Raw genomic sequence first — 24,444 nt, forward strand, 5'->3', positions numbered from 1 at the left:
AGACGAACCCGTCATGAGGACGACCATGCGCCATCATTCACCCCGCACCGCCCGCACGACCCTGCTGGCCGCCGCCACCGCGCTCGTGCTGAGCGCCGCCGCGCCGGCGCTGGCCGGCCAGGCCCACTTCGCCGGGCTCGGCGACGACGGCAACCGCCAGTTCATCGTCAAGTTCCGCCTCGGCAGCGCGCCTTCGCGCGAGGTCGCGGCGATGCGCGCCGCGCTCGACGCCGCCGCCACGCGCGCCGGCGCACCCAAGCTCACCGCGCTGCGCGCGATGGCGCTGCCGGGCATGCGCGTGGTCGCCACTCCCGCGCCGCTCAAGCGCGCCGCCGCGGCGGCGCTGATGCGCCAGCTCGCCGCCGACCCCAACGTCGAATTCGTCCAGGCCGACGGCGGCGTGACCACGCGCATGGTGCCGAACGATCCGCAGTTCCCGCAGCAATGGCATTACGCCGATTCCGCCGCGGGCGTGCGCGCGCCGACCGCGTGGAACGCCACCAACGGCGCCGGCGTGGTCGTCGCCGTGGTCGATTCCGGGATCATGCCGCACAACGACCTCAACGCGAACGTGCTGGCGGGGTACGACTTCGTCAGTTCGGTCAGCGGCCGCAACGCGGCCGAATGCGGCATCGACGATCTGCCGGCCGGCTGCGGCAAGTCGCTGGACGGCGACGGCCGCGACGCCAATCCGGCCGACTCGGAGGTCAACACCCACGGCAACCACGTCACCGGCACGATCGCCGCGGTGACCAACAACGCCAGGGGCGTGGCCGGCATCGCCCACGGCGCTCGCATCGTGCCGGTGCGCGCGGCCGGTTCCAGCGGCTACAACGCCCATTCGGACACCATCGACGCGATCGTCTGGGCCTCGGGCGGTCGCGTCGCCGGGGTGCCGGACAACGCCAACCCGGCCGAGGTCATCAACGTGTCGCTCGGCAGCGAGATCGCCTGCACGCCGGCGTGGCAGGCCGGCGTCGACGCGGCGGTGGCCAACGGCGCGGTGGTGGTGGTGGCCGCCGGCAACGGCAACAACAACGTCTCCGGCAATGTGCCGGCGGGCTGCAACAACGTGGTGTCGGTCGGCGCCACCGACCGCAACGCCGCGCGCGCCTCGTATTCGGCCTGGGGGCCGACGCTGGACCTCAGCGCGCCGGGCAGCAGCGTGCTGTCGACCGTGGCCAACGACGGCTACGGCAGCAAGTCGGGCACCTCGATGGCCTCGCCGCACGTGGCCGGCGTGGCCGCGCTGGTGCGCTCGGCGGCGCCGGCGAAGACGCCGGCGCAGGTCGAGGCGATCCTCAAGAGCACCGCGCGGCCGATGCCGTCCAGCAAGTGTTCCAAGGGCTGCGGCGCGGGCATCGTCGATGCGGCCGCGGCGGTGGCGGCGGCGAAAGCGTCGAAGTAGTCGCGCGAACGCTACGCGCATCGGTGTCGCGGCGGCGCGGTGTCGCGGCGATCCGACGGCTCGCGCGGTCGAGGCCGCAGCGGGCGCGGCAGTTTGTTGGCTGGGCGCTGCTGCGGCCGTACTGCCGCATCCTGAATCGGAAGCGGGCGTGTTGCTCCGCACCATGATCCACCACGCTGCCTCGGCCTCGGTCGGGGCAGCGTTTTCTTCCGCATCGTTGCTGCGCGTTCGCGTTCGTGCTCGCGGGCGCGGATAGCCTCGCGGGCGCGGACAGCGATGCGAGGGCAGGGCGCGTCCGCCGCGGTTTCAGGCTCGGTTGTGCGCGCGAACCGCTACTATCGACCCCGTTGCGCGCCCCGGCGCGTTGCAGACCATTCCTCACCGAAGGAGTCGCCCGCATGTCGCCCCTGTCCCGCCGCCTCGTCCCCGCGGCCATCGCCGTCTCGCTGTGCCTGGCGGTCGGCGCCTGCATGGCCTCCGGCAACGCCTCGTCCGACGCCGCCAAGCCGCCCGCGCCGAAGGCCGCACCGAACCTGCCGAGCGAAGCCTCGGTCGATGCCGTCCCCACACCGGAGCCCCAGCCCATGCCCTCCGATCGCGCCGCCGCCGATCCGAACAAACCCAAGGCCCAGGTCGGCGAACCCGTCGGCGCCGGGCCGTTCGGCCAGTTCATCGTCAAGTACCGCGACGATACCCAGCCGCTCAAGCAGGTCGGCGCGGTGCAGCCGCGGCTGGACCGCACCGCCGCGCAGTTCGGCAAGCGCGGGCTCGCCTTGACCTGGAAGCACCGCATGGGCATCAACGCCGATGTCTTCAGCGTCAGCCCGGCGCTCGACCGCGGCGAGGCGGTGGCGTTGATGAACGCCTTCGCCGCCGATCCGGACGTGCAGTTCATCGAGCCGGACAACCACATCTCGCTCGGCCCGATCATTCGCCAGCCGGCGACGGTCGACAAGTAAGCGCCGGCGCTCGCCGCGATGTACCGGCTGCGACCGACCCTGCGGACCACCGGCCGAATGCAACGAAAAACCCCGGCTTCGGCCGGGGTTTTTCGTTGTCGCCGTGGGCCGTGCCGCAGAAGCTGGCCAGTGCGCCCAGGACGAGGGCGAGCGTATGCAGCGGGGGCGCCCGGCGCGCTGACCGCGCGGGCCCGGTGGCGACGCTGCGGGTAGACTGGCCCGATCTGGCCGAAGGAGACGTGCCTTGAAGCTCCGCCCCGTCGCAGCCTTGCTGATCCTGACCTGCTGTGCGCTCTGGGGCTGTCGCACCGTCCCCAGCGGCGACCGTCTGCTGCAAAGCCTGCAGGCGCAGCTGACGCCAGAACGTTCGGATGGTGCCGCCGCGACGCCGCCAGAGGAGCCGGCGCAGGCGGCGATGGCGCAGTGGCTGGAGCACAGGCTCAGGGGCGAGTACCGTGTGCTGCAGCGACGCTTCACTGCGACCGAGCCGGGGTCGCCCAAGTGGTCCGGCCTGGGGGGTCTGGCGAATCGATACGTTGAGCAGACCTGGGGCGGCACGTTGCAGGTCGACGGCTGGCAGGACGACGAGCATTACGCATTGCTGTTGTGGAAGCTCGACGAGGGTCGCCCGCGCTACCTGGCCTTGGTGCGCGGACGCGATGGCCTGCCGGGCCCGGGCGATCGCCGTCTGCTTGGCTACTTCGAACTGGCGCCTGCTTCGCGATCGCAGCCTTCGCAACGCTGATCTGCGCAATTCTGCTTTTCCAGGCAACGATCTTCCAATCAACGATCTTCGCACCGCCGCTGTTCGAGACCTTCGACCTCAAGACTCCGATCTTCCAGACACCGCCCAAGGCAAGGACCAGCGAGATGGCCGGACAAGCACGTCAGTACACGGCAGCGGATCTGTATGGCGCGGACGGTCGTCCGCACTGGGACGATATCCGCCAGGACGAAGTCTACGACTGCTATTTTCTCGCCCCGCTGGGCGCCTTGGGCGAGCGCCAGCCCGACCGCATCCGCGATGCCATCGCCTTCGATCCGCGCACCCAGGAGTTTACGGTCACGCTGTACCGCCCGCCCAACGAGCAAGAGCGCGGGCAGGGACGCAGCGAGCCGATCCGCGAGTCGGTGGTGGTTTCGCAAGACGACATCCGCAACAACCTGCGCCGCGACGGCGGCGGCGTCGCCGACAACAACCGTGACGGCGCCGGGCCGTTATGGCCGACGGTGATGGAGGCCGGATTCGCCGAACTCTACGGCCGCAACGAGCGCGGTCAGACCGATCTGGGCCGCGGCTACCGCACCATCGGCGCGGTGACCGGCGGCGGCGCGCTGGCCGACGGCATCTACGCGGTGACCGGCGAACCCGGCCGCAATGTGCGGATTGCCGATCCCGACGCGCCGGCGGTACGGCCCACCGGGCCCAACCACGTGGCGCGCTCGGAGCCGCCGCCGTTCCACGCGCCGGCGACCAACCACCGGACGGAGCTGGATACGGCCTACAACCAAGTGGAGCAGGCGTTGGCGGCGGGTCGGCCGGTCACGCTGGCGACCCAGGGCCGCGAGGTCAACGATGGCCTCGAAGAAAGCCACGCTTACATGGTGGTGGACGTCAAGCGCGATCCGGCCACCAACGAAGCCCGGATCACCCTGCGCAATCCCTACGGCAACAATCAGCGCGCGCAGGAAGGCAATCACAACATCGGCGGGAGCTGGAACGCGAACGATCCGGTCATCACCGTCGCCCTCAAGGACCTGACCCGCGCAGGCAGTCTGGCCGAGTTCAACATCGGCCCGGCGCCGCGCGTGCAGTCGCAGCAGCCGGCTGCGGTGACGTCGGGCGCGCCGACGCAACCCGGAACGGAGCAAGCGGCGCCTGCGGGCACCGCGCCGCCTGCGCCCGTACAACCCGCGCCGACGCCGCCCGGGGCCAGCCCCGCTGCGCGCAACCCGGCTGCGACGACGCCTGCGCCTGCCGGCGCGCCCGACATCACTCGCGCCGATCATCCCGGCCACGAACGCTTCCAGCAGGCGGTGACGGCGATCGAGCGTTCGCCGAACATTCCGCCGGGCACCTTCACCGGCGAGCGCCTGCAACAGGCCGGCGCCAATCTGGCCTATGCCAGCCTGGCCGGCGCGCCGCGGCCGCAGGGCGGCCAGAACGAACACCTGGACCGCATCGACTTCGCGGTGTTCAACAACGACCGCAGCGGCCTGATCGCCGGGCAGGGCGCGATCGGCGACAGCGCCGTCAAGCTGGCGTTCCTGCCGTCCGCGCAAGACCATGCCACCCCGCTGGTCCAGGCCTCGCAGCAAGTCCAGGCGGCCTTGGCGCAACGGCAGGCGCAAACGCAGGGCGCCGAGCACGCTGCGCCAGCGGCGACGCTGGACGAGCCCACGCCCAAGGCGCCGAGGCTGTAAGCGGCCGCCGCGGTGGTGGCGGCGAAGAAACCGTAGCGCCGGCCGCGCGCGCCCGGCCGCGAACGCGTTCGATCAACCCCGGCTTCGGTCGGGGTTTTTCATTGCCCGCGTCGCATGTGTCGAGACGCTGGAAATCTCATTTTCGAGGCAGTTTTCCGATGCATGACAGGCATCACGAAGGCAGCCGCTGCAAGCGCTCGTCAAGCATTGCCGGTGCCTGGGCGATGCCGTTAGCGTCGTCATGCGGTCCGGCCGACGATCCGGCTCCGCACCACGACCGGCTGTGCGCGCATTGCAGATTCCACGCGCGACGCAGCGGCGCTGGTCGCACCTCGGTCAGGCGCTTCATCCACCCGCTGCGCACGCCCGACCGCCGACACGCAACGCTCCTGACAAGCACAGTTGCAAACAACGCACTTCATTCGGCCGCACTGCGGCCTTCGAACTCGGGGATTGAACAATATGCGTACCACCTCACGCCTGCGCGCGCGCCACGCCGCGCGTGCCGCCGTACTGTTGTCCGGATTCGCCGTGTTGCCGGTCTTCGCCGCGCAACCGCTGTTCGTCGGCGACGCGCCCGCGGCGCGTACCGGCGTCGCCGCCGCGTCGTCGGTGCAATCGGCCGCCGCGGGCGAAGCCCGGCGCCTGGCCGCGGCGCCCGCCACCGCCTCGCTGCAACTCAAGCGCGCCGACGCCGCGCTCGTGTCCAAAGCCACGCGCGAGATCGAACTGCGCCTGGGCGCCAACCTCGTCAACGCCGTGCTCGACAGCGCGCGTGACACCGGCGACGGCGGCACGGTGTGGCTGGGCCATCTCAAGGAGAACCCGCGCAAGGCCGCGCACGACGGGCGCGAAGTGCGCCGCGACGAGCGCAACTCGGTCGCGCTGGTGCGGCGCGGCGACGGCGTCACCGGCAACGTGCGCATCGACGGCCGGCTGTACCGCATCCGTCCGCTCGCCGACGGCAGCCACGCCGTGGTCGAAGTCGACGAAAGCCGCATGCCGCCGGATCATCCGGTCGGTTATCGCGATTCGGACCTGCCGCAGATCGACATGCGCGCGGCGAGCCGTGCCGCGCTCGCCGCGGTCGGCCCCGCTGCGGTGGATCCCGGCGCGACCGCGACCATCCGCGTGCAGGTGGTCGCCACCAACCAGGCGGTGACCGCTTACGGCGGCGACATGCGCGCGCTGGTCGACCTGGCCATCGCCGAAAGCAACCAGGGCTATACGAACTCCAACGTCGGCATCCAGCTGGAGCTGGCCAACTACCGCACCGTCGAATACACCTCGGCCGGCGACGGCCACTTCACCGACGAGGAGCGCTTCGCCGATCCCAGCGACGGCTACATGGACGACATCCACGCCAGCCGCGACGCCAACGCCGCCGACGTCAGCGTGCTGATCATCGACGACGCCGGCAACTGCGGCCTCGCGCACTCCATCGGCTCGACCGCGGCGACCGCGTTCGCGACCGTGCATTACGACTGCGCCACCGGCTACTACAGCTTCGCCCACGAGATCGGCCACCTGCTGTCGGCGCGCCACGACCCGGCCGCCGACCCGACCAACACGCCCTACGCCTACGGCCACGGCTACCGCTACGAGCCGGCCACCGGCAGCAAGTGGCGCACGATCATGGCCTACAACTGCACCGGCGGCTGCCCGCGCCTGAACTACTGGTCGAACCCGGACGTGACCTACAACGGCGTGGCGATGGGCACGGCCGACCGCAACCACAACCAGCGCGTGCTGGTGCAGACCAAGGCGGCGGTGGCGGCGTTCCGCGGCGCGCCGGGCGGCAACACCGCGCCGGTGGCGAACTTCAGCTCCTCGGCCAGCGGTTTGACGGTGAGCTTCACCGACAGCTCGACCGACAGCGACGGCACCATCGCCTCGCGCAGCTGGGACTTCGGCGACGGCACCACTTCGACCGCGACCAATCCGAGCAAGACCTACAGCGCGGCGGGTACGTACACGGTGAAGCTCACAGTCACCGACAACGGCGGCGCCACCCACAGCAAGACCGCGACCGTCACCGTCAACGCCAGCGGCGTGCAGACCTACAGCAACGCCACCGACGTCAACATTCCCGACAACAACGTCACCGGCGTGAGCAGCTCGATCGCGGTGTCGGGACGTACCGGCAACGCGCCGAGCAACGCGCAGGTCGCGGTCGACATCGTCCACACCTACCAGGGCGACCTGATCGTCGATCTGGTCGCGCCGGACGGCAGCGTCTACAACCTGCACAACCGCACCGGCGGCAGCGCCGACAACATCAAGAAGACCTACACGGTGAACCTGTCGAGCGAAGCGCTCAACGGCAGCTGGAAGCTGCGCGTCGCCGACCGCGCCGCCGCCGACACCGGCTACATCAACGCTTGGAGCGTCACGTTCTGATCGTGACGCCGCAGGCGCCGCAACGGCGGCGCCCGCGGCCCGCGTTCGCTGTGCGGCCGCAAGGCCGGCAACACCGCCCGGCGGTATCCGCTGCCGGGTTCCTGCGCGCAGGGGAGCGCAACGCCCTGGCGCCGCTTCGATAACGGATGCGGCGCAACGCGACGATGCAACGGCGGCCCGGACGCGGGCCGTCGCGGACGCGGTCGCGCCCGGTTCCGCCTCGGACCGGGCGCGTCCGCCCCGCCGCGTCGCCCGCAACGCCGCTTGAAACCCCGTCGCTTGGGGCAACACCCCCGATTCGAACCGCACCGCGTCGAGCAACACCGCATCGCGCAACACCGATCCGCGCAACCCCGCAATGCCCTCGTCACCCACGCCCCATCGCTGCTTCATCGCCGGCCCGCGTTCGCGCGGCGCCCTCGTCATCCTCCCATTCGGACGGAATCACGCCATGAAACGCATCACTCTCACTCTCGGCCTGCTGGCCCTGTCCATCGGCAGCGCGCTGGCCGCGCCCGCCCTGCGCCCGGCCGCGTTCGACCACGCCCGCCTGGCCCGCGTCGACCGCATCGCCCTGCGCGTCATGCCCGCCGTGGACGTAGCCAAGCTGCGCGCCGAAGACGTCAAGCGCAACGCGCGCAACGAAGTGCCGCGCTTCGCCACCGCGCTGGCGGTGGACATCGACACGCTCAAGGACGGCGCCTGGGAAGACCTCGACGCCGACACCGCGATCTGGCGCACCCGCATCGAATCCAAGGACGCGCTGTCGCTGAACTTCCACTTCGACAAGTTCAAGCTGCCCGAAGGCGCGCGCATGCTGATCTACCCGGCCGACCAAGGCCCGGGCTCGGCCGCCGGCCGCGTGCGCAGCTTCACCAGCGCCGACAACAACGCCTTCGGCGAGCTGTGGACGCCGGTGGTGGTGGGCGAGGAAGCGGTGATCGAAGTGGTGGTGCCCAAGGCCAAGCTCGGCCAGCTCAAGCTGCACCTGGCCAAGGTCAACCACGACTACGTCGGCTTCGGCAAGCTGGTGCGCGGCGCGCAGCAGCAGGCCGGCACCAAGGCCGCTTCGGGCAGCTGCGAGATCGACGTGGTCTGCGCGGAAGGCAACGGCTACCGCGACATCATCCGCGCGGTCGGCGCCTATTCGAAGCAGGGCACGATGTGGTGCACCGGTTCGCTGGTCAACAACACCGCGAACGACAAGAAGATGTACTTCCTGACCGCCAACCATTGCGGCATGACCAGCGCCTCGGTCAACAACTCGATGGTGGTGTACTGGAACTACCAGAACTCGACCTGCCGCACGCCGGGCTCGGCCGCCAGCGGCGCGGATGGCGACGGCTCGCTGTCGCAGTCGCAGACCGGCGCCACCCTGCGCGCGACCAACGCCGCGTCCGACTTCACCCTGCTCGAACTGACCACCGCAGCCAATCCGGCCTACAACCTGTACTGGGCCGGCTGGGACCGCCGCGACCAGAACTACCCGAACTCCATCGCCATCCACCATCCCAACGTCGCCGACAAGCGCATCAGCTTCTCCGACAGCGCCTCGCGCTTCACCGGCTACGGCGGCGCCGACTACAACCCGCCGACGGTTCCCAACGGCACCCACCTGTTCGTGAAGTGGGGCGTCAACCGTGGCGTGACCGAGCCGGGCTCGTCCGGTTCGCCGCTGTACAGCCCGGACAAGCGCGTGATCGGCCAGCTGCACGGCGGCCCGTCGAGCTGCACCGTGCCGCAGGAGCAGAAGGCCGACTACTACGGCCGCGTGTTCACCTCCTGGACCGGCGGCGGCACCGCGGCCACGCGCCTGAGCGACTGGCTCGACACCGGCGCCACCGGCGCGCAGTTCGTCGACGGCCTGGATTCGGGCGGCGCGCCGTCGAACCAGCCGCCGGTGGCGAACTTCACCTCCTCGGCCAGCGGCCTGACGGTGAGCTTCACCGACAGCTCTAGCGACAGCGACGGCTCGATCGCCTCGCGCAGCTGGAACTTCGGCGACGGCACCACTTCCACCGCGACCAGCCCGAGCAAGACCTACAGCGCGGCCGGCACCTACACCGTCACCTTGACCGTCACCGACAACGGCGGCGCCAGCAACACCAAGACCGCGACCGTCACCGTCGGCGCCAGCGGCGTGCAGACCTACGCCAACGGCACCGACGTCAACATCCCGGACAACAACGCCACCGGCGTGACCAGCTCGATCGTGGTCTCCGGCCGTACCGGCAATGCGCCGAACCCGACCCAGGTCGCGGTCGACATCGTCCACACCTACCAGGGCGACCTGATCGTCGACCTGATCGCGCCGGACGGCAGCGTCTACAACCTGCACAACCGCACCGGCGGCAGCGCCGACAACATCAAGAAGACCTATCCGGTCAATCTGTCGAGCGAAGCCTTGAACGGCACCTGGAAGCTGCGTGCGGCCGATCGCGCGGGCGCCGATACGGGTTACATCAACAACTGGACCATCACCTTCTGATCGCGATCGCGCAGCCGCGAGGCTGCGTTCTGCGATGCGACACAGCCCCGGCTTCGGCCGGGGCTTTTTTTGCGGCGCCGCATGGGTGCCGGGACCGCTGCTTCCCCGCGCAGGTTGTGGTCCCTCCCTGTAGGAGCGGCGCAAGCCGCGACCGCGAGATCGCGCCTGCGTCGAAACTGCAGTGTCGCGGTCGCGGCTTGCGCCGCTCCTGCAGTCGCTTCCTCAAGGGTTTCGCGCTCGCGCCGCCGAAACTTTTCCGCACAATCGTGCGGGTGCCCGATCTCCCTACCTCGAAGTTCCCGCGCGCCGTGCGCTGACGCGCATTCTGAATTCGCGCGCGTTCTCAATTTCGATTTCCTGTTTTCGCCACCGATTTCATCTGCAACAACTCTTCGTCGTATGCGTGACGCGATGCACGGATGCTATGTGCAGCCGGGGGATTTGCGTCTTGTTGTGCGCGACGCGGGTGATTCACAGTCGCGCCGTGGCCCATGCGGCGAACGCCGCCGCCACCGGCGACAAATGCCACGCCGATTGAACGTGCAATCGCTGCGAAGTAGCGCTTCAAACGCACGCTGTAGGGGAAGCATGCGGCAATCCCCCGCCTTACCCTCTGGAGCATCCTGTTCCCACCGCTTGACCCGACGTCGTTCGCCATCCAGCACCGGCCACGCCGGGCGTCGGGCCATGCCTCACATCACGGACGGAGACAAGCAATGAAACGCATTTGTGGTTCCCTGCTGTTGCTCGGTTTGTCGATCAGCGCCGCGCTCGCCGCCCCGGCCTCGCGCCCCGCGGCGTTCGATTACGCCAATCTTTCCAGCGTCGACAAGGTCGCCTTGCGCACCATGCCGGCGCTCGACGTGGCCAAGGCCAAGGCCGAAGATTTGCAGCGCGACAAGCGCGGCGACATCCCGCGCTTCGCCCTGGCGATCGACGTGGACATGACCCCGCAGAACTCCGGCGCGTGGGAATACACCGCCGACGGCCAGTTCGCCGTGTGGCGCCAGCGCGTGCGCTCGGAGAAGGCGCTGTCGCTGAACTTCGGTTTCACCGACTACTACATGCCCGCCGGCGGCCGCCTGCTGGTGTATCCGGCGACTCAGGCGCCGGCCGGCGATCGCGGCTTGATCAGCCAGTACGACGCCAGCAACAACAACTCGGCGCGCCAGCTGTGGACGGCGGTGGTGCCGGGCGCCGAAGCGGTGATCGAAGCGGTGATCCCGCGCGACAAGGTCGGCGAGTTCAAGCTGCGCCTGACCAAGGTCAACCACGACTACGTCGGTTTCGGCCCGCTCGCGCGCCGCCTGGCCGCTGCGTCCGGCGAGAAGGGCGTGTCGGGTTCGTGCAACATCGACGTGGTCTGCCCCGAAGGCGACGGCCGCCGCGACATCATCCGCGCGGTCGGCGCGTACTCGAAGAGCGGCACGCTGGCCTGTACCGGTTCGCTGGTCAACAACACCGCCAACGACCGCAAGATGTACTTCCTGACCGCGCACCACTGCGGCATGGGCACGGCCTCGACCGCGGCGTCGATCGTGGTGTACTGGAACTACCAGAACTCGACCTGCCGCGCGCCCAACACGCCGGCCAGCGGCGCCAACGGCGACGGCTCGATGAGCCAGACCCAGTCGGGTTCGACGGTCAAGGCGACCTACGCCACCTCCGACTTCACCCTGCTCGAGTTGAACAATGCGGCCAACCCCGCGTTCAACCTGTTCTGGGCCGGTTGGGACCGTCGCGACCAGAACTATCCCGGCGCGATCGCCATCCACCATCCCAACGTCGCCGAGAAGCGCATCAGCAACTCCACCAGCCCGACCTCGTTCGTGGCCTGGGGCGGCGGCGCCGGCACCACGCACTTGAACGTGCAGTGGCAGCCCTCGGGCGGCGTGACCGAGCCGGGTTCGTCGGGTTCGCCGATCTACAGCCCGGAAAAGCGCGTGCTCGGCCAACTGCACGGTGGCCCCTCGAGCTGCAGCGCCACCGGCACCAACCGCAGCGACCAGTACGGCCGCGTGTTCACCTCGTGGACCGGCGGCGGCGCCGCGGCCTCGCGCCTGAGCGATTGGCTCGATCCGGCCAGCACCGGCGCGCAGTTCATCGACGGCCTGGATTCGGGCGGCGGCACGCCGAACACCCCGCCGGTGGCGAACTTCACCTCCACCACCAGCGGCCTGACCGCGACCTTCACCGACAGCTCCACCGACAGCGACGGTTCGATCGCCTCGCGCAGCTGGAACTTCGGCGACGGCAGCACCTCGACCGCGACCAACCCGAGCAAGACCTACGCCGCGGCGGGCACCTACACCGTCACCCTGACGGTCACCGACAACGGCGGCGCCACCAACACCAAGACCGGTTCGGTCACCGTGTCCGGCGGCCCGGGTGCGCAGACCTACACCAACGACACCGATGTGGCGATCACCGACAACGCGACGGTCGAAAGCCCGATCACCGTGTCCGGCCGCACCGGCAACGGCTCGGCGACCACGCCGATCCAGGTGACGATCTACCACACCTACAAGAGCGATCTGAAGGTGGACCTGGTCGCGCCGGACGGCACCGTCTACAACCTGCACAACCGCACCGGCGGCAGCGCCGACAACATCATCCAGACCTTCACCAAGGACCTGTCGAGCGAAGCGCTCAACGGCACCTGGAAGCTGCGGGTGAACGACAACGCCACCGCCGACACCGGCCGCATCGACAAGTGGAGCATCACCTTCTGATGCCTACGGGTTGAACCGCACCACGCCGCGGCCTTCGGGCCGCGGCTTTTTTCGGGGCCAGGAAGTTTCGTTTCTCCCTGTAGGAGCGGCGCGAGCCGCGACCACGACACCGCGCCTGCGTCGAAACCCGCTGCCATGCGCGAGGGTTGCCGTTGCCGCGGGCATCGGCCGGTTGCGTCGTCGCCGCCGATTCGCAGTCGCGGCTCGCGCCGCTCCTACAGGGATGCTGCGCGACACCGCGGCGAAGTGTGCGCGAATGCGCACAGCGCCGTTCTGCTGACCTGCTTCACGAAAGCCCCGCACTCGCGCGCCGCACGGCGCTTGCCAGCGCACGCGGCGCATCCAAGCATGACTCCGGCACGCCATCGCGTCGCTGCCCACACCGCACCGGTCCATGGAGAGTCTCCCAATGCGCTTCCAATCTGCCGCGCTGCCGCTGTTGCTGGCCCTGTCCGCCAGCGCCGCGGCCGCCGACGACCAGCCCGTGTTCGTCACCGCCCAGTATGAAAACCCCAAACAGCTGCAACGCATCGCCTCGCGCTTCCAGCATCTGATCGTCGACCGTCAAGCCAAGACGGTGAAGGTCGAGGCCATGCCCGAAGACCTGGCCGCCTTGCGCGCGGCTGGCTTCAAGTACGAGGTCGACCAGGCCGCCACCGCGCAGTTCCAGCGCCTGCAGAGCGCGCTGAAGTCTTCGCTCGACGGGACCAAGAGCATCCCCGGCTACACCTGCTTCCGCACGGTCGAAGAGACCTACCAGACCATGGATCAGCTGGCCGCGAGCAAGCCGAACCTGGCCAGCGTGCGCGTCATCGGCCCGAGCTGGCAGAAGACCCAGAACGCCGGCACCGGCTACGACCTGAAGGTGTTCAAGATCACCAACTCGGCCACCGACGCGGCGCTGCCGAACAAGCCCACGCTGGTGCTGTTCGGTTCGATCCACGCGCGCGAGTACGCGCCGGCCGAACTGGTCACCCGTTTCGCCGAAGGCCTGGTCAACGGCTACGGCACCGACGCCGAAGCGACCTGGCTGCTCGACAACTTCGCCTTCCAGTTGGTGCTCAACGCCAACCCCGACGGGCGCAAGAAGGCCGAGGCCGGCTCGTCGTGGCGCAAGAACGTCAACAACAGCAACGGCGGCAGCTGCAGCGCCAGCAGCTTCGGCACCGACCTCAACCGCAACTTCCCGTATCACTGGAACACCGTCTCCGGCGGCTCCAGCGGCAACCAGTGCGCGGAAACCTACCGCGGGCCGACGCCGACTTCGGACCCGGAAACCCAGGCCCTGATGCGCCTGGTCGCCGGCACCCGCGGCAGCAACGGCGTCTACACCGGCGGCATCTTCCCCGACCGCCGCAGCGACGACGTCTCCACGCCGGCGCCCGAGGACTACCAGGGCGTGTTCATCGACATCCACAGCGCCGCGGATCTGGTGCTGTGGTCGTGGGGCGATACCGTCAACCCGGCGCCGAACCGCAACGCGCTGCAGACCTTCGGCCGGCGCATGGCCTATTTCAACGGCTACCGGCCGCAGCAGTCCAACGAGCTGTACGGCACCGACGGCACCACCGACGACACCATGTACGGCCTGCTCGGCGTGCCGGGCTATACGATCGAGCTGGGCGGCAGCTTCTTCGAAAGCTGCAGCAGCTTCACCGGCACCACGCTGCCGAACAACCTCAAGACCCTGCGCTACGTCGCGCGCGCGCTGTGGGCGCCGTACACCCTGCCCAGCGGCCCGGACACCACCGCGGTGAGCCTGTCGGCGTCGTCGGTGCCGGCCGGAACCCCGGTGACGGTCACCGCCAACGTCAACGACGGCCTGTTCAACCAGAGCAACGGCACCGAGGCGGTGCAGAACATCGCCTCGGCGCGCGCCTACATCGACACGCCGCCGTGGGCGAGCGGGGCGGTGGCGATCGCGTTGAGCGCCAGCGACGGCAGCTTCAACAGCAGCAACGAGAACGTCACCGGTTCGATCTCCACCAGCGGCCTGGCCGCGGGCGTGCACACCGTATACGTGCAGGGCACCGACGCCTCCGGCAAGCCGGGCACGCCGAACGCGGCGCGCTTCACCGTGACCGGCGGCGGCCCCGGCAACAACCCGCCGGTGGCGAACTTCACCAGCGCCGCCAGCGGGCTCAGCGTCAGCTTCACCGACACCTCCAGCGACAGCGACGGCACCATCGCTTCGCGCAGCTGGAACTTCGGCGACGGCACCACGTCCACCGCGACCAACCCGAGCAAGACCTACAGCGCGGCGGGCACCTACACCGTCACCCTGACCGTCACCGACAACAGCGGCGCCACCAACACCAAGACCAGTTCGGTGACGGTCAGCAGCGGCGGGGCGCAGACCTACAGCAACGACGTCGATGTGGCGATCGGCGACAACGCGACTGTGGAAAGCCCGATCACGGTGTCCGGTCGCAGCGGCAACGGCTCGGCCAGCACGCCGGTGCAGGTGACGATCTACCACACCTACAAGAGCGATCTGAAGGTCGACCTGGTCGCGCCGGACGGCACCGTCTACAACATCCACAACCGCACCGGCGGCAGCGCCGACAACGTCATCGGCACCTTCAACAAGGATCTGTCGAGCGAGCCGCTCAACGGCACCTGGAAGCTGCGCGTCAACGACAACGCCACCGGCGACACCGGGCGCATCGATGCCTGGAGCATCACCTTCTGAGCGAGCGATGAAGCGCCGGTGCGCGCAGGTGGCGCACCGGCTTCGCGAAGCCCCGGCCCGACAGCCGGGGCTTCGTTTGTTTGCGCGAGAGCTTTTGTAGGCGCGTTCAAGTGGCACGGCGGCCGTGACACAGCTTTTGTAGGAGGGACTTCAGTCCCGACGCTTTCCGCTCAGCCAGCTGCGTAGCCCCGGAACGAACAGCGTCGGGACTGAAGTCCCTCCCACAAGGCCGCCTTTGCTCGAGGTCTTTTGTGGTGGTTCTCATGTGGCCTGGCTTTTGTAGGAGGGACTTCAGTCCCGACGCTTTCCGCTCAGCCAGCTGCGTAGCCCCGGAGCGAACAGCGTCGGGACTGAAGTCCCTCCCACAAGGCCGCCTTTGCTCGAGGTCTTTTGTGGTGGTTCTCATGTGGCATGGCTTTTGTAGGAGGGACTTCAGTCCCGACGCTTTCCGCTCAGCCAGCCGCGTCGCCCCGGAGCGAACAGCATCGGGACTGAAGTCCCTCCCACAAGGCCGCCTTTGCTCGAGGTCTTTTGTGGTGGTTCTCATGTGGCATGGCTTTTGTAGGAGGGACTTCAGTCCCGACGCTTTCCGCTCAGCCAGCCGCGTCGCCCCGGAGCGAACAGCATCAGGACTGAAGTCCCTCCCACAGCCGCGCTAACGCTCGCATCGAATGCAGCCAGGGCATTCGCAGTGCAGACTGTTTCCATAGTCGAAACCCTGAAAATCAAGGGATTTCGCAGTCGCCGAAACGCAATCGCGCGCGCAGTAAGCGTTTACTGCGCGGTTGCATGATCCCAGTCACGAACGCGAATGTGCGTTCGCTTCGCTTGTCACTTGTCCGCCGCGCACCCCGCGCTTAGCGTCGAATCCCGGGCGCATCGGATCGTTCTCCCCCGTACGGCTCGACCGCGCTTTCACGCGCAGCAAGTCCCGCGGCGCGCCACGCGCGCCGCTTCCGTCCACTGCGTGCGCGCGCCGATGCCGGAGCATCCGCCGCGCGCGCCCGATCCAGGAGCGCTTTCCGTGAATCCGCAATCCGCTTCCCCGCACGCCCGATTCCGTTCGCACCCGCTTGCCGCCGCCACGCTCGCGCTGGCGCTCGCCGCCGCGCTCGCGCCGGCTTATGCGCAGGCGCAAGCTCAGGCGCACACGCATGAGCTCGCCGCCGGCGAAGATCCGTTCAAGCCGGTCTACATCGTCACCTCGCGCGAGACTTTCGACGCCGGCGCGAAAACGCTGGCCAAGAACTCCACCGGCCTGAGCAACGCCGTCGGCAAGCCGCTGGTGATCGCCGAACTCAAGACCCACCAGCTGCCCGACCTGATCCGCCACGTCCACGAAAACGAGAAGCGCTGCGGCGGCTACTTCGCCTTCGACAGCCGCCAGGAAGCCGAGGCCTTCGTCAAGGCCGACCGCAGCCGCGAGGCCATCGACACCAAGTTCGCGACCTACACCGTCGACAACCAGGCCACGGTCAATCCGTGGCTGAGCCAGGTCAGCGAGGCCAACATCCGCGGCACCATCAGCCATCTGTCGACGCAGTACCCGAACCGCTACTACTCCTCCAGCCACGGCCGCACCTCGGCGACCTGGATCAAGGACACCTGGCTGGCTCTGGGCAACGGCCGCAGCGACGTCAGCGCCGAACTGTTCACCGGTTGCAGCACCTGTTCGACGCAACCCTCGGCGATCCTCACCATCCAGGGTAGCGAGCTGCCCAACGAGGTGGTGGTGCTCGGCGCGCATCTGGACTCGATCTCCAGCAGCGGTAGCGGCGATGCGATGAACGCGCCGGGCGCCGACGACGACGCTTCGGGCATCGCGACCCTGACCGAAGTGCTGCGCGTGGCCCTGGCCAGCGGTTACAAGCCCAAGCGCACGATCAAGTTCATGGGTTACGCCGCCGAGGAAGTGGGCCTGCGCGGCTCCAAGGCCATCGCCACCGACTTCCAGAACCGCGGCGTCAACGTGGTCGGCGTGCTGCAGCTGGACATGACCAACTACCGCAGCGGCGGCGCCAACCCGGTGCGTCTGGTCACCGATTACTCGAACTCGTCGCTGCAGCAGTTCCTGCGCGATCTGCATGCGACCTACCTGGGCGGCACGCTCGGCAGCTACACCTGCGGCTACGGCTGCTCCGACCATGCCTCGTGGACCTCGGCCGGTTTCCCGGCAGCGATCTACTTCGAGAGCGGCACCTCCAGCGGCGGCTACTCGCCGTACATCCACTCGCCCTCGGACACGCTGGCCAACATGGGCAACTCGGCGACCAACAGCGTGCCGTTCGCCAAACTCGGCCTGGCCTTCCTCGGCGAGCTGGGCAAGACCGCCGGCACCGGCCCCGGGCCGGGCCCGGGCACCCAGACCTACAGCAACGACACCGACTACGCGATCAACGACAACGCCACGGTGGAAAGCCCGATCAGCGTGTCCGGCCGCACCGGCAACGCGCCGAGCAACGCGCAGGTGACGGTCAACATCCTGCACACCTATCGCGGCGATATTAAGGTCGACCTGGTCGCGCCGGACGGTTCGCTCTACAACCTCAGCAACTACGCCGGCGGCAGCGCCGACAACCTCACCGGCACCTTCACCTTCAACCTGTCGAGCGAGCCGCTCAACGGCACCTGGAAGCTGCGGGTCAACGACAACGCCACCAACGACACCGGCCGCATCGACAAGTGGAGCATCACCTTCTGATGCCTGAGTAACGCTTTCCGCCTTGGCGAAAACGTTCGCGCCCCGGCTTCGGCCGGGGTTTCTTTTTGCGGCGCGGCGCGCGCGCCATCGGCCGGCGACGCGCGCCGGCGCGCAGGCCGCGCTCAGCGCGTGCAGCTTTCCTCGTGCGCCAGCGCGTTCTTGCGGGCGATGCGCCAGTTGGTGACGTTGCCCAGCGCGTCGGTCTCGAAGGTCAGCTGGGTGTCTTTGCCGTCGGGCGCGGGCACTTCCAGGAACGCGGCGCCTTCGAAGGTCGGGTTGGGCACCTGCTTGATCTTGCCGGCGTAGGCCTTGTTGATCTCGTCGATGCTCATGCCGACGCGGCCGCCGCCGGGCGCCTGCGCCTTGGGGTCGTAGACGTCGATGCCGGCCAAGCCGTCCTGGCCCATCAGGAAGCTGTATTGGTGGGTGATCGCGCCGCGCACCGGATAGAGCAGGAAGCACTTGGCGTCGGGGCGCTGGCCGTTGTTGTCCTTCATTTCCCCGCCCCAGGCGCCGCGCACGCTGGCGACGTCGGCGCCGAAGCGCGCGGTGACCGGGCTGCCGGCGTCGGCGCCGCCGCTGAAGCCGTCGTAGCCGATCGCGTCGCTGCGCACCGGGCGTTCCGGCGGTTCCAGCGGATTGTCCGACGCGGCGCCGGCGGCGGGGGCCTTGCCGGTGTCGGCGGGCGCGGCGGCGCTGTGCGCGGCGGGGTCGGCGGGCTTCTGGCAACCGGCCAGGACCAACAACGCCAGTGCGGACGCCGCCAGGGCGGAAGCCGTCAGAGCCGGAACGGGTCGACGCATCTTGGATCACCGTTGCAATGGGACGAAGCGCCGATCCTAATCGATCGGGCGGCGCCGCAAAGGCGTTTTGCGCATCGGGTGCGGATCGAAAACCGGACCGCGTTAGCGAACCCGGTCACGCGGCGAGCGGGGCGGGGCGCACGTCGCGCGGGCGGCGAGGGCGGCTGGGCGCACTGGGGGTGCCGATTCGCGTGCTGCCGCTGCGGGCTCATGCGTGGCGATGCGGCGACGCGCGCGGACGAATACGCGGCCCGTAAAAGCGACGAAGCCCGATCCGCGCGCGGACCGGGCTTCATCAATGTTGCATTGCGGCGCAGTCGCCGCCGGCCGCGCTCAGATCGCTTCGAAGCGGTTGGCCTCGACGTTCTTGCGCACCTTGGCCGGATCCCAGATCCGCCCGTTCATGGCGATGTACACGCCCGCCGGCAGCGACTGCACCGCGCCGACCGCGGTGCCGATGTTGAACTCGGCGTCGGAGCCGCGAAAGCGCGCCGGGTTCAGCGCGCCGGTCAGCACGATGGTCTTGTCGGCGATCGTCGCCAGCACCTTGGCGGTCTCGACCATGCTGTCGGTGCCGTGGGTGACCAGCACGTGGCGCGCGTCCTGGGCGGCGATGGTGGCGCGGATCAGCTCGCGGTCTTCGCGGGTGATGTGCAGCGAGTCCTTGCGGATGATCGGAATGACGCTGTAGCGGAAGCCCACGCCGAGCTCTTCGAGGATGTGGCCGATCTGCGGTTCGCCGATCTGGTAGTCCGACTTGTCGTCGAAGTAGATCTTGTCGATCGTGCCGCCGGTGGTGACGATGCAGAGCTTGTCCATCTCGGGTGGTGTGTGGCTTCGGGCAGGAGGGGCGTCGATTATAGGACCCCGCGGCCGGCGAGTTCCTTGTGGGAGCGCCTTCAGGCCCGATGCTTTTGTGCCCGATAGCGGTGGCCCGAACCAAAGCCTCGGGCCTGAAGGCCCTCCCACAAGGGCTGGCCTCAGCCCCGCTTGCGCCCGAGCCGCGCCTTCATCCCGGCCAGGTTGGCCGAAAAGATCACCGCCAGCGCCAGGATCAGCTCGATCCAGGCGTACAGCCGCTCGTCCGGCGACGACCAGGCCAGCATGACCCCGTGGCAGAACCAGAACAGCGCCAGCACCCCGGCCCAGTACGCCGCCAGCCGGCTGCGCAGGGCCACGCCCGCGGCCAGCAGCGCCGGCGGCAGCACGAACACGCTGAGCCCTGCGATCCAGTGCTTGCCCGGCAGCAGGTACCACAGCGCGAACAGCGCGGAGAGGGCGACCAGGCTGGCCAGCAGCACCCAGTGCGCGCGCGGCCGCGGCGCGGCGGGCGTGGGGGCGGGCGAGCTTGCGGGCGCGTCCTCGCGCGGGCCGCCGGGCGCGGAGCCGGCGCCGCTCAACGGCTCACCTTCGCGGTCAGCGCCGCGACCCGGCGGCCGAGCGCGCGCGCCAGCGCGGCCTCGTCGTCGCTGAGGGTGGGGTCGTCCTGGGCGCCGGCGACGTGGCTGGCGCCGTAAGGCGTGCCGCCGCCGCGGGTGTGGCTCAGCGCCGGTTCGGTGTAGGGAATGCCGAGGATCACGCAGCCGTGGTGCAGCAGCGGCACCATCATGCTCAGCAGGGTCGATTCCTGGCCGCCGTGCATGGTCGCGGTGGAGGTGAACACCGCCGCCGGCTTGCCGACCAGGGCGCCGCTGGCCCATTGCGCGCCCAGGCCGTCGAGCCAGTGCTTGACCGGCGCGGCCATGTTGCCGAAGCGGGTCGGGCTGCCGAGCACCAGGCCGGCGCATTCGTCCAGGTCGCGCGGCTCCACGTAGGGCGCGCCGTCCTCGGGCACCGGCGGCGCCGCGGTCTGGGTGATCGCGGCCACCGGCGGCACCGTGCGCAGGCGCGCGCTGACGCCCTCGACCTCGCCGATGCCGCGCGCGATCTGGCGGGCCAGGCGGGCGACGGAGCCGCCGCGGCTGTAGTAGAGCACCAACACTTCGGTCATCGGATTCTCCTTTGCGCGGGGAAGGATAGAGGAATGCGCGGGGCGCGGCCCTCACCCCAACCCCTCTCCCGCGGGCGGGAGAGGGGCTATCAGCGCGCGGTGGCTTGCTGTTCCTTCTCCCGCGTGCGGGAGAAGGTGCCCGAAGGGCGGATGAGGGCGTCCTGCATGCCGCCCCAACGCCCCATCGGTTACCCTGCGCCCGATGGAGCCTTTGGATTCGATCTATCGCTGGAGCGACCGCGTGCGCGACCGCGCGCGCGTGGACACCTTCTTCCGTTTCCTCGCCCGCCGCTTCCTCGACGACAACCTGTTCCAGGCCGCCGGCGCGCTGTCCTACACTACGGTGTTCGCGCTGGTGCCGCTGTCGATGGTGGTGTTCGGCGTGCTCTCGGCGTTCCCGATGTTCGGCGAATGGAGCGACCGGCTCAGCGACTACATCTTCTCCAACTTCGTGCCCTCGGCGGCGCGCTCGGTGGAGTCCTACCTCAAGCAGTTCTCGGCCAACGCCGGCCAGCTCACCGCCGCCGGCGTGATCGCGCTGGTGGTGTCGCTGCTGATCACCCTCAACGGCGTGGAAGCGGCGTTCAACCGGATCTGGCGCGTGCATTCGGCGCGCCCGCGCATCGGCCGCTTCCTGATCTACTGGACCGTGCTGACCCTGGGTGCGCTGCTGGCCGCGGCCAGCCTGGCGATCTCGGCGCGCTTCTTCGCCCTGGAAGTGTTCGCCACCCAGCCCGGCCGCTGGCTCGAAGGCCTGCTGCTGCGCGGCGCGCCGATGGCGCTGGAGTGGCTGGCGTTCGCCGCGATCTACGTGGTCGTGCCGCACCGCACGGTGAAGTGGCGCCACGCGGTGGCCGGCGCGTTCCTGGCGATGCTGCTGTTCGAGCTGATCAAGGGCGGCATCGGCCTGTACCTGGGCAGCTTCGGCTCGTATTCGAAGATCTACGGCACCCTGGCGTTCGTGCCGATCTTCCTGCTGTGGATCTACCTGAGCTGGATCGCGGTGCTGCTGGGCGCCTCGCTGGCGTCCTCGATCGCCGCCTTCCGCTACCAGCCGGCCTCGATGCGGCTGCCGCTGGGCTTCGAGATGTACGGCCTGCTGCGCCTGCTGGCGCGTTTCGCGCAGGCGCGCAAGCGCGGGCGCGGGCTGCACATCGACGACATCCAGCAGCTCGAGCCGATGCTGACCGATTCGCTGGTCCAGCAGATGCTCGAGCAGCTCGGCGAGATCAGCGTGGTGCGCCGCGCCGAGAGCGGCGAATGGCTGCTCGCGCGCGATCTGGACGAACTGTCGCTGGGCGACCTGTACGAAGCCTGCAACCTGCGCATTCCCATCGCCGAAGCGATGCTGCCCTGCCGCGACGACTCGCTCGGCCAGTCGGCGGTGGCGGCGATGGACGAACTGCGCGTACCGCTGCGCGCGCTGATGAAACGGCGCGTGTCCAGCATCCATGCCGAAGAGGAAGCCCCATGAAGTCCAGCTCCGCTCCCGTCCGCGCGTTGCCGCTGTCCGCGCTCGCCCTCACCGCGGCGCTGTCGCTGGCCGCCTGCCAGAAGCCGGCGCCCGCGCCGGATGCAGCGGCTCCGCCGGCGACGACGGCGCCCACCGCGACCGCGCCGGCCGGCGACAAGACGCCCGAGCCCGCGCCGCCGGCCGCCGCCAGCGACACGCCGGAACTGCGCATCGCCATCCTCGACGGCAAGACCTACGACCTGGCCGAGCACCGCGGCAAGTGGGTGGTGGTGAATTTCTGGGCCACCTGGTGCGCGCCGTGCATCAAGGAAATGCCCGAGCTGTCGGCGCTGGACGCGATGCGCGAACACATCGAAGTGATCGGCCTGGCCTACGAGGAGATCGACAAGGCCGACATGGAGGCCTTCCTCAAGAAGCACCCGGTGTCGTATCCCATCGCCGTGGTCGATGTGACCGATCCGCCCAAGTCGTTCGACACGCCCAAGGGGCTGCCGATGACGTATCTGATCGGGCCGGACGGCAAGGTCGCGGAGAAATTCCTCGGCCCGGTCGACGCGAAGAAGCTCGAGGACGCGATCGCCAAGGCGGGCGGGCCGAAGCCGGGCGAGAAAGCTGCGCCGGCCGAAGCGGGCAAGGGCGGCGCGAGCGCCGGCCACACCTGATGGCCGCCACGCGCTTCTACGTCAGCGGTAAGGTGCAGGGCGTGTGGTTCCGTGCCGGCGCGCGCGAACAGGCCGTGGCGCTGGACTTGCGCGGCTACGCCAACAATCTGCGCGATGGCCGGGTGGAAGTGCTGGCGGTCGGCGAGGACTCGGCCATCGAGCGCCTCGCCCAATGGCTGGGTCACGGCACGGCGAACGCGCGCGTGGATCGGCTCGAACGCGAGCCGGCCGCAGAGGCCGAGGCCGGCGACGGTTTCGTCTGCGGCTGAATGGCTGCCTGAGGCGCTCCACCTGCGAAAAGTTGGGCTTCATGTAGGAGCGGCGCAAGCCGCGACCGCGACAACGCAACCACGACGAACCTTGCGGCGTAGCCGCGTTGTCGCGGTCGCGGCTCGCGCCGCTCCTACAAAAAGCGCTGCTTGTGGGGTGCGGGCTTCGGGGGGATTCGCTTTCGGGCGTGGCTTCGGTTGGTCGCGGCTCGCGCCGCCCCTACACAACACCTCAAGCATCCGCGGCCTAGGGCCGCCCCTAGCTCGGGCCGCCCCGGATTGGCGTGGGCGCGGCGCGGGAGTGCAATGGCACGGCCCCCGCGCAAGGAGTTCCCCATGCTGCCCGTCGACGCCTACCGTCCCGCCAACTTCCCCGTCTGCACGCCGGCGCCGCCGCCGGCCGATCCGCGCGCGCCGGGGCTCAACCCGGTCAAGGCCGATTCCGGCCCCAATCAGTTCGAGATCGGCGTGCAGGGCCCCGACCCCGACCTCGCCGTCGGCGGCAGCCACGATCAGCAGGAACACCAGCGCGACGCGCTGCTGGCGCTGGCCACGCGCGGCTTCGCCAGCTACCTGACCGGGCATACGCCGGGCACGCCGCGTTACCCCAGCGACGGCGACGTCAGCAGCATCCTGCAGGGCCTGCAGCCGAATCCGCCGATCGGCGAGGTCGGCCGCGAAGTCACCCGCGCGGTCTATCAAAGCGATATCCCCAACGCTACGCCGCAGGAAGCCTACGATCACTTCGTGCAGAACCCCGAAGAGGTCTTCGGCGCCGGCGGCATGGAAATCCGCCCGCCGGCGCAGCGCCTGGAAGACGGCGGCCGCTACATGCTGGAAACCGGCGGCCCGCCGCCGACCTGGCTGCCGGTGGAGATCCGCCTCGACGCGGACAACCACGCCATCACCATCAACACCCTCGACGGCCACGTCCTGCGCGGCACCCAGACCTTCACCTTCACCGAAAGCTGCAACGGCACCACCCTGACCCAGGACGCCAGCTTCCAGGCCAGCACCCCGCTGGTCGGCGACATCCAGGAACTGGCCTCGGTCTCGGGCGGCCAGCACAACGCCTGGGAAAACGCCCATCGCGAAATCTACGGCCAGTTCAACGGCGACCAGGGCTACACCGGCATCGGCACCTCGGCGGTGAGCCCGGATCTGATCAAGGGCTGGGGCCAGATGCTGCTGACCATCGCCGCCGACCCGGGCAACTTCACCGACGTGCTGATCGACAGCGGCGGCGAACTGGCCAACGAGACCATCGACCAGTGGGGCGGCTGGGCCGGCGACGCGCTGGACTGGGCCGGCATCCCCGGCGGCGGCGTGGTGCGCGACGTCACCGACACCATCGGCGACGGCCTCAGCGCCGGCGCCGACAAGGCCGGCGACTTCGTCGAGGGCGTGGTCGACTTCGTGTTCTGAGCGCACAAGCCGTTCGC

The 24,444-nt window shown here is 69.4% G+C and carries 16 protein-coding genes and 2 pseudogenes; 14 read left to right on the plus strand and 4 right to left on the minus strand.

All coding sequences use genetic code 11. The annotated features are described in order from the left end of the window. Window positions 1-13: 13 nt before the first annotated feature. From BLU84_RS04050 to BLU84_RS04090, 10 genes and pseudogenes are all read left to right on the plus strand, one after another. Entirely contained in the window at window positions 14-1,408 is a 1,395-nt protein-coding gene (locus BLU84_RS04050; protein ID WP_170849080.1) for a S8 family serine peptidase, read from the plus strand. 398 nt (window positions 1,409-1,806) lie between these two features. Continuing rightward, window positions 1,807-2,367 carry a hypothetical protein gene (locus tag BLU84_RS04055; protein WP_074863118.1) on the plus strand — a complete coding sequence of 187 codons (561 nt, stop codon included), beginning with the start codon at window positions 1,807-1,809 and terminating at the stop codon, window positions 2,365-2,367. 244 nt (window positions 2,368-2,611) lie between these two features. Further along, complete coding sequence (locus BLU84_RS04060) at window positions 2,612-3,112, plus strand: hypothetical protein (protein ID WP_074863120.1); 501 nt, start codon at window positions 2,612-2,614, stop codon at window positions 3,110-3,112. Between the two features lie 125 nt (window positions 3,113-3,237). Then, a complete protein-coding gene (locus BLU84_RS04065) occupies window positions 3,238-4,791 on the plus strand; it encodes a calpain family cysteine peptidase (RefSeq protein WP_074863122.1) in 1,554 nt (517 codons plus the stop codon). A 480-nt stretch (window positions 4,792-5,271) separates the two neighbouring features. Further along, window positions 5,272-6,576: pseudogene (locus tag BLU84_RS04070) on the plus strand (M12 family metallo-peptidase); the annotation flags it as partial. A 27-nt stretch (window positions 6,577-6,603) separates the two neighbouring features. After that, on the plus strand, window positions 6,604-7,191 hold the full coding sequence (locus BLU84_RS28230) for a proprotein convertase P-domain-containing protein (RefSeq protein ID WP_425479321.1): 588 nt from the start codon (window positions 6,604-6,606) through the stop codon (window positions 7,189-7,191). A 451-nt stretch (window positions 7,192-7,642) separates the two neighbouring features. After that, window positions 7,643-9,679: a PKD domain-containing protein gene (locus BLU84_RS04075; RefSeq protein ID WP_074863125.1), complete on the plus strand. Its 2,037-nt coding sequence runs from the start codon at window positions 7,643-7,645 to the stop codon at window positions 9,677-9,679. A gap of 716 nt (window positions 9,680-10,395) precedes the next feature. Continuing rightward, window positions 10,396-12,411 carry a proprotein convertase P-domain-containing protein gene (locus BLU84_RS27450; RefSeq protein ID WP_083382299.1) on the plus strand — a complete coding sequence of 672 codons (2,016 nt, stop codon included), beginning with the start codon at window positions 10,396-10,398 and terminating at the stop codon, window positions 12,409-12,411. Between the two features lie 409 nt (window positions 12,412-12,820). After that, complete coding sequence (locus tag BLU84_RS04085) at window positions 12,821-15,103, plus strand: M14 family zinc carboxypeptidase (protein WP_074863129.1); 2,283 nt, start codon at window positions 12,821-12,823, stop codon at window positions 15,101-15,103. Between the two features lie 1,024 nt (window positions 15,104-16,127). Then, window positions 16,128-17,804: a M20/M25/M40 family metallo-hydrolase gene (locus BLU84_RS04090; RefSeq protein WP_170849081.1), complete on the plus strand. Its 1,677-nt coding sequence runs from the start codon at window positions 16,128-16,130 to the stop codon at window positions 17,802-17,804. A 122-nt stretch (window positions 17,805-17,926) separates the two neighbouring features. Here BLU84_RS04090 and BLU84_RS04095 read toward each other — a convergent pair whose 3' ends face one another. The 4 genes from BLU84_RS04095 to wrbA all read right to left on the minus strand — a co-directional run bounded on the left by BLU84_RS04095 (window position 17,927) and on the right by wrbA (window position 20,597). Then, on the minus strand, window positions 17,927-18,607 hold the full coding sequence (locus BLU84_RS04095) for a hypothetical protein (RefSeq protein ID WP_139174614.1): 681 nt from the start codon (window positions 18,605-18,607) through the stop codon (window positions 17,927-17,929). A gap of 333 nt (window positions 18,608-18,940) precedes the next feature. After that, window positions 18,941-19,426 carry an asparaginase domain-containing protein gene (locus tag BLU84_RS04100; RefSeq protein WP_074863135.1) on the minus strand — a complete coding sequence of 162 codons (486 nt, stop codon included), beginning with the start codon at window positions 19,424-19,426 and terminating at the stop codon, window positions 18,941-18,943. Between the two features lie 161 nt (window positions 19,427-19,587). Further along, complete coding sequence (locus BLU84_RS04105) at window positions 19,588-20,007, minus strand: DUF2069 domain-containing protein (RefSeq protein WP_425479307.1); 420 nt, start codon at window positions 20,005-20,007, stop codon at window positions 19,588-19,590. Then, window positions 20,004-20,597: an NAD(P)H:quinone oxidoreductase gene (gene wrbA / locus BLU84_RS04110; protein WP_074863137.1), complete on the minus strand. Its 594-nt coding sequence runs from the start codon at window positions 20,595-20,597 to the stop codon at window positions 20,004-20,006. Before wrbA ends, BLU84_RS04105 begins: the two co-directional genes overlap by 4 nt. Before the next feature lie 202 nt (window positions 20,598-20,799). Here wrbA and BLU84_RS04115 point away from each other — a divergent pair, with 202 nt between their 5' ends. From BLU84_RS04115 to BLU84_RS04130, 4 genes and pseudogenes are all read left to right on the plus strand, one after another. Then, window positions 20,800-22,071, plus strand: a complete 1,272-nt coding sequence (locus BLU84_RS04115; RefSeq protein WP_074863139.1) for a YihY family inner membrane protein — start codon at window positions 20,800-20,802, stop codon at window positions 22,069-22,071. Then, a pseudogene (locus BLU84_RS04120) lies at window positions 22,068-22,661 on the plus strand (TlpA family protein disulfide reductase); the annotation flags it as partial. The gene BLU84_RS04115 and the pseudogene BLU84_RS04120, both read left to right, overlap by 4 nt. A 71-nt stretch (window positions 22,662-22,732) precedes the next feature. Continuing rightward, window positions 22,733-23,002 carry an acylphosphatase gene (locus BLU84_RS04125; RefSeq protein ID WP_074863143.1) on the plus strand — a complete coding sequence of 90 codons (270 nt, stop codon included), beginning with the start codon at window positions 22,733-22,735 and terminating at the stop codon, window positions 23,000-23,002. A gap of 336 nt (window positions 23,003-23,338) precedes the next feature. Continuing rightward, window positions 23,339-24,427 (plus strand): hypothetical protein, encoded by a 1,089-nt coding sequence (locus BLU84_RS04130; RefSeq protein ID WP_074863145.1) that lies wholly within the window; start codon window positions 23,339-23,341, stop codon window positions 24,425-24,427. The last annotated feature ends 17 nt before the right edge of the window (window positions 24,428-24,444 follow it).

Origin of the sequence: Lysobacter enzymogenes (assembly GCF_900106525.1) — a bacterium.
Classification (GTDB): domain Bacteria; phylum Pseudomonadota; class Gammaproteobacteria; order Xanthomonadales; family Xanthomonadaceae; genus Lysobacter; species Lysobacter enzymogenes.

Excerpts from the sequence above, each read along its gene's own strand:
- BLU84_RS04125 (WP_074863143.1), top strand. The coding sequence starts at position 22,733 with ATGGCCGCCACGCGCTTCTACGTCAGCGGTAAGGTGCAGGGCGTGTGG.
- BLU84_RS27450 (WP_083382299.1), top strand. The coding sequence starts at position 10,396 with ATGAAACGCATTTGTGGTTCCCTGCTGTTGCTCGGTTTGTCGATCAGC.
- BLU84_RS04095 (WP_139174614.1), bottom strand. The coding sequence starts at position 18,607 with ATGCGTCGACCCGTTCCGGCTCTGACGGCTTCCGCCCTGGCGGCGTCC.
- BLU84_RS04130 (WP_074863145.1), top strand. The coding sequence starts at position 23,339 with ATGCTGCCCGTCGACGCCTACCGTCCCGCCAACTTCCCCGTCTGCACG.
- BLU84_RS04055 (WP_074863118.1), top strand. The coding sequence starts at position 1,807 with ATGTCGCCCCTGTCCCGCCGCCTCGTCCCCGCGGCCATCGCCGTCTCG.
- wrbA (WP_074863137.1), bottom strand. The coding sequence starts at position 20,597 with ATGACCGAAGTGTTGGTGCTCTACTACAGCCGCGGCGGCTCCGTCGCC.
- BLU84_RS04115 (WP_074863139.1), top strand. The coding sequence starts at position 20,800 with ATGGAGCCTTTGGATTCGATCTATCGCTGGAGCGACCGCGTGCGCGAC.
- BLU84_RS04085 (WP_074863129.1), top strand. The coding sequence starts at position 12,821 with ATGCGCTTCCAATCTGCCGCGCTGCCGCTGTTGCTGGCCCTGTCCGCC.
- BLU84_RS04050 (WP_170849080.1), top strand. The coding sequence starts at position 14 with ATGAGGACGACCATGCGCCATCATTCACCCCGCACCGCCCGCACGACC.
- BLU84_RS04065 (WP_074863122.1), top strand. The coding sequence starts at position 3,238 with ATGGCCGGACAAGCACGTCAGTACACGGCAGCGGATCTGTATGGCGCG.
- BLU84_RS04075 (WP_074863125.1), top strand. The coding sequence starts at position 7,643 with ATGAAACGCATCACTCTCACTCTCGGCCTGCTGGCCCTGTCCATCGGC.
- BLU84_RS04100 (WP_074863135.1), bottom strand. The coding sequence starts at position 19,426 with ATGGACAAGCTCTGCATCGTCACCACCGGCGGCACGATCGACAAGATC.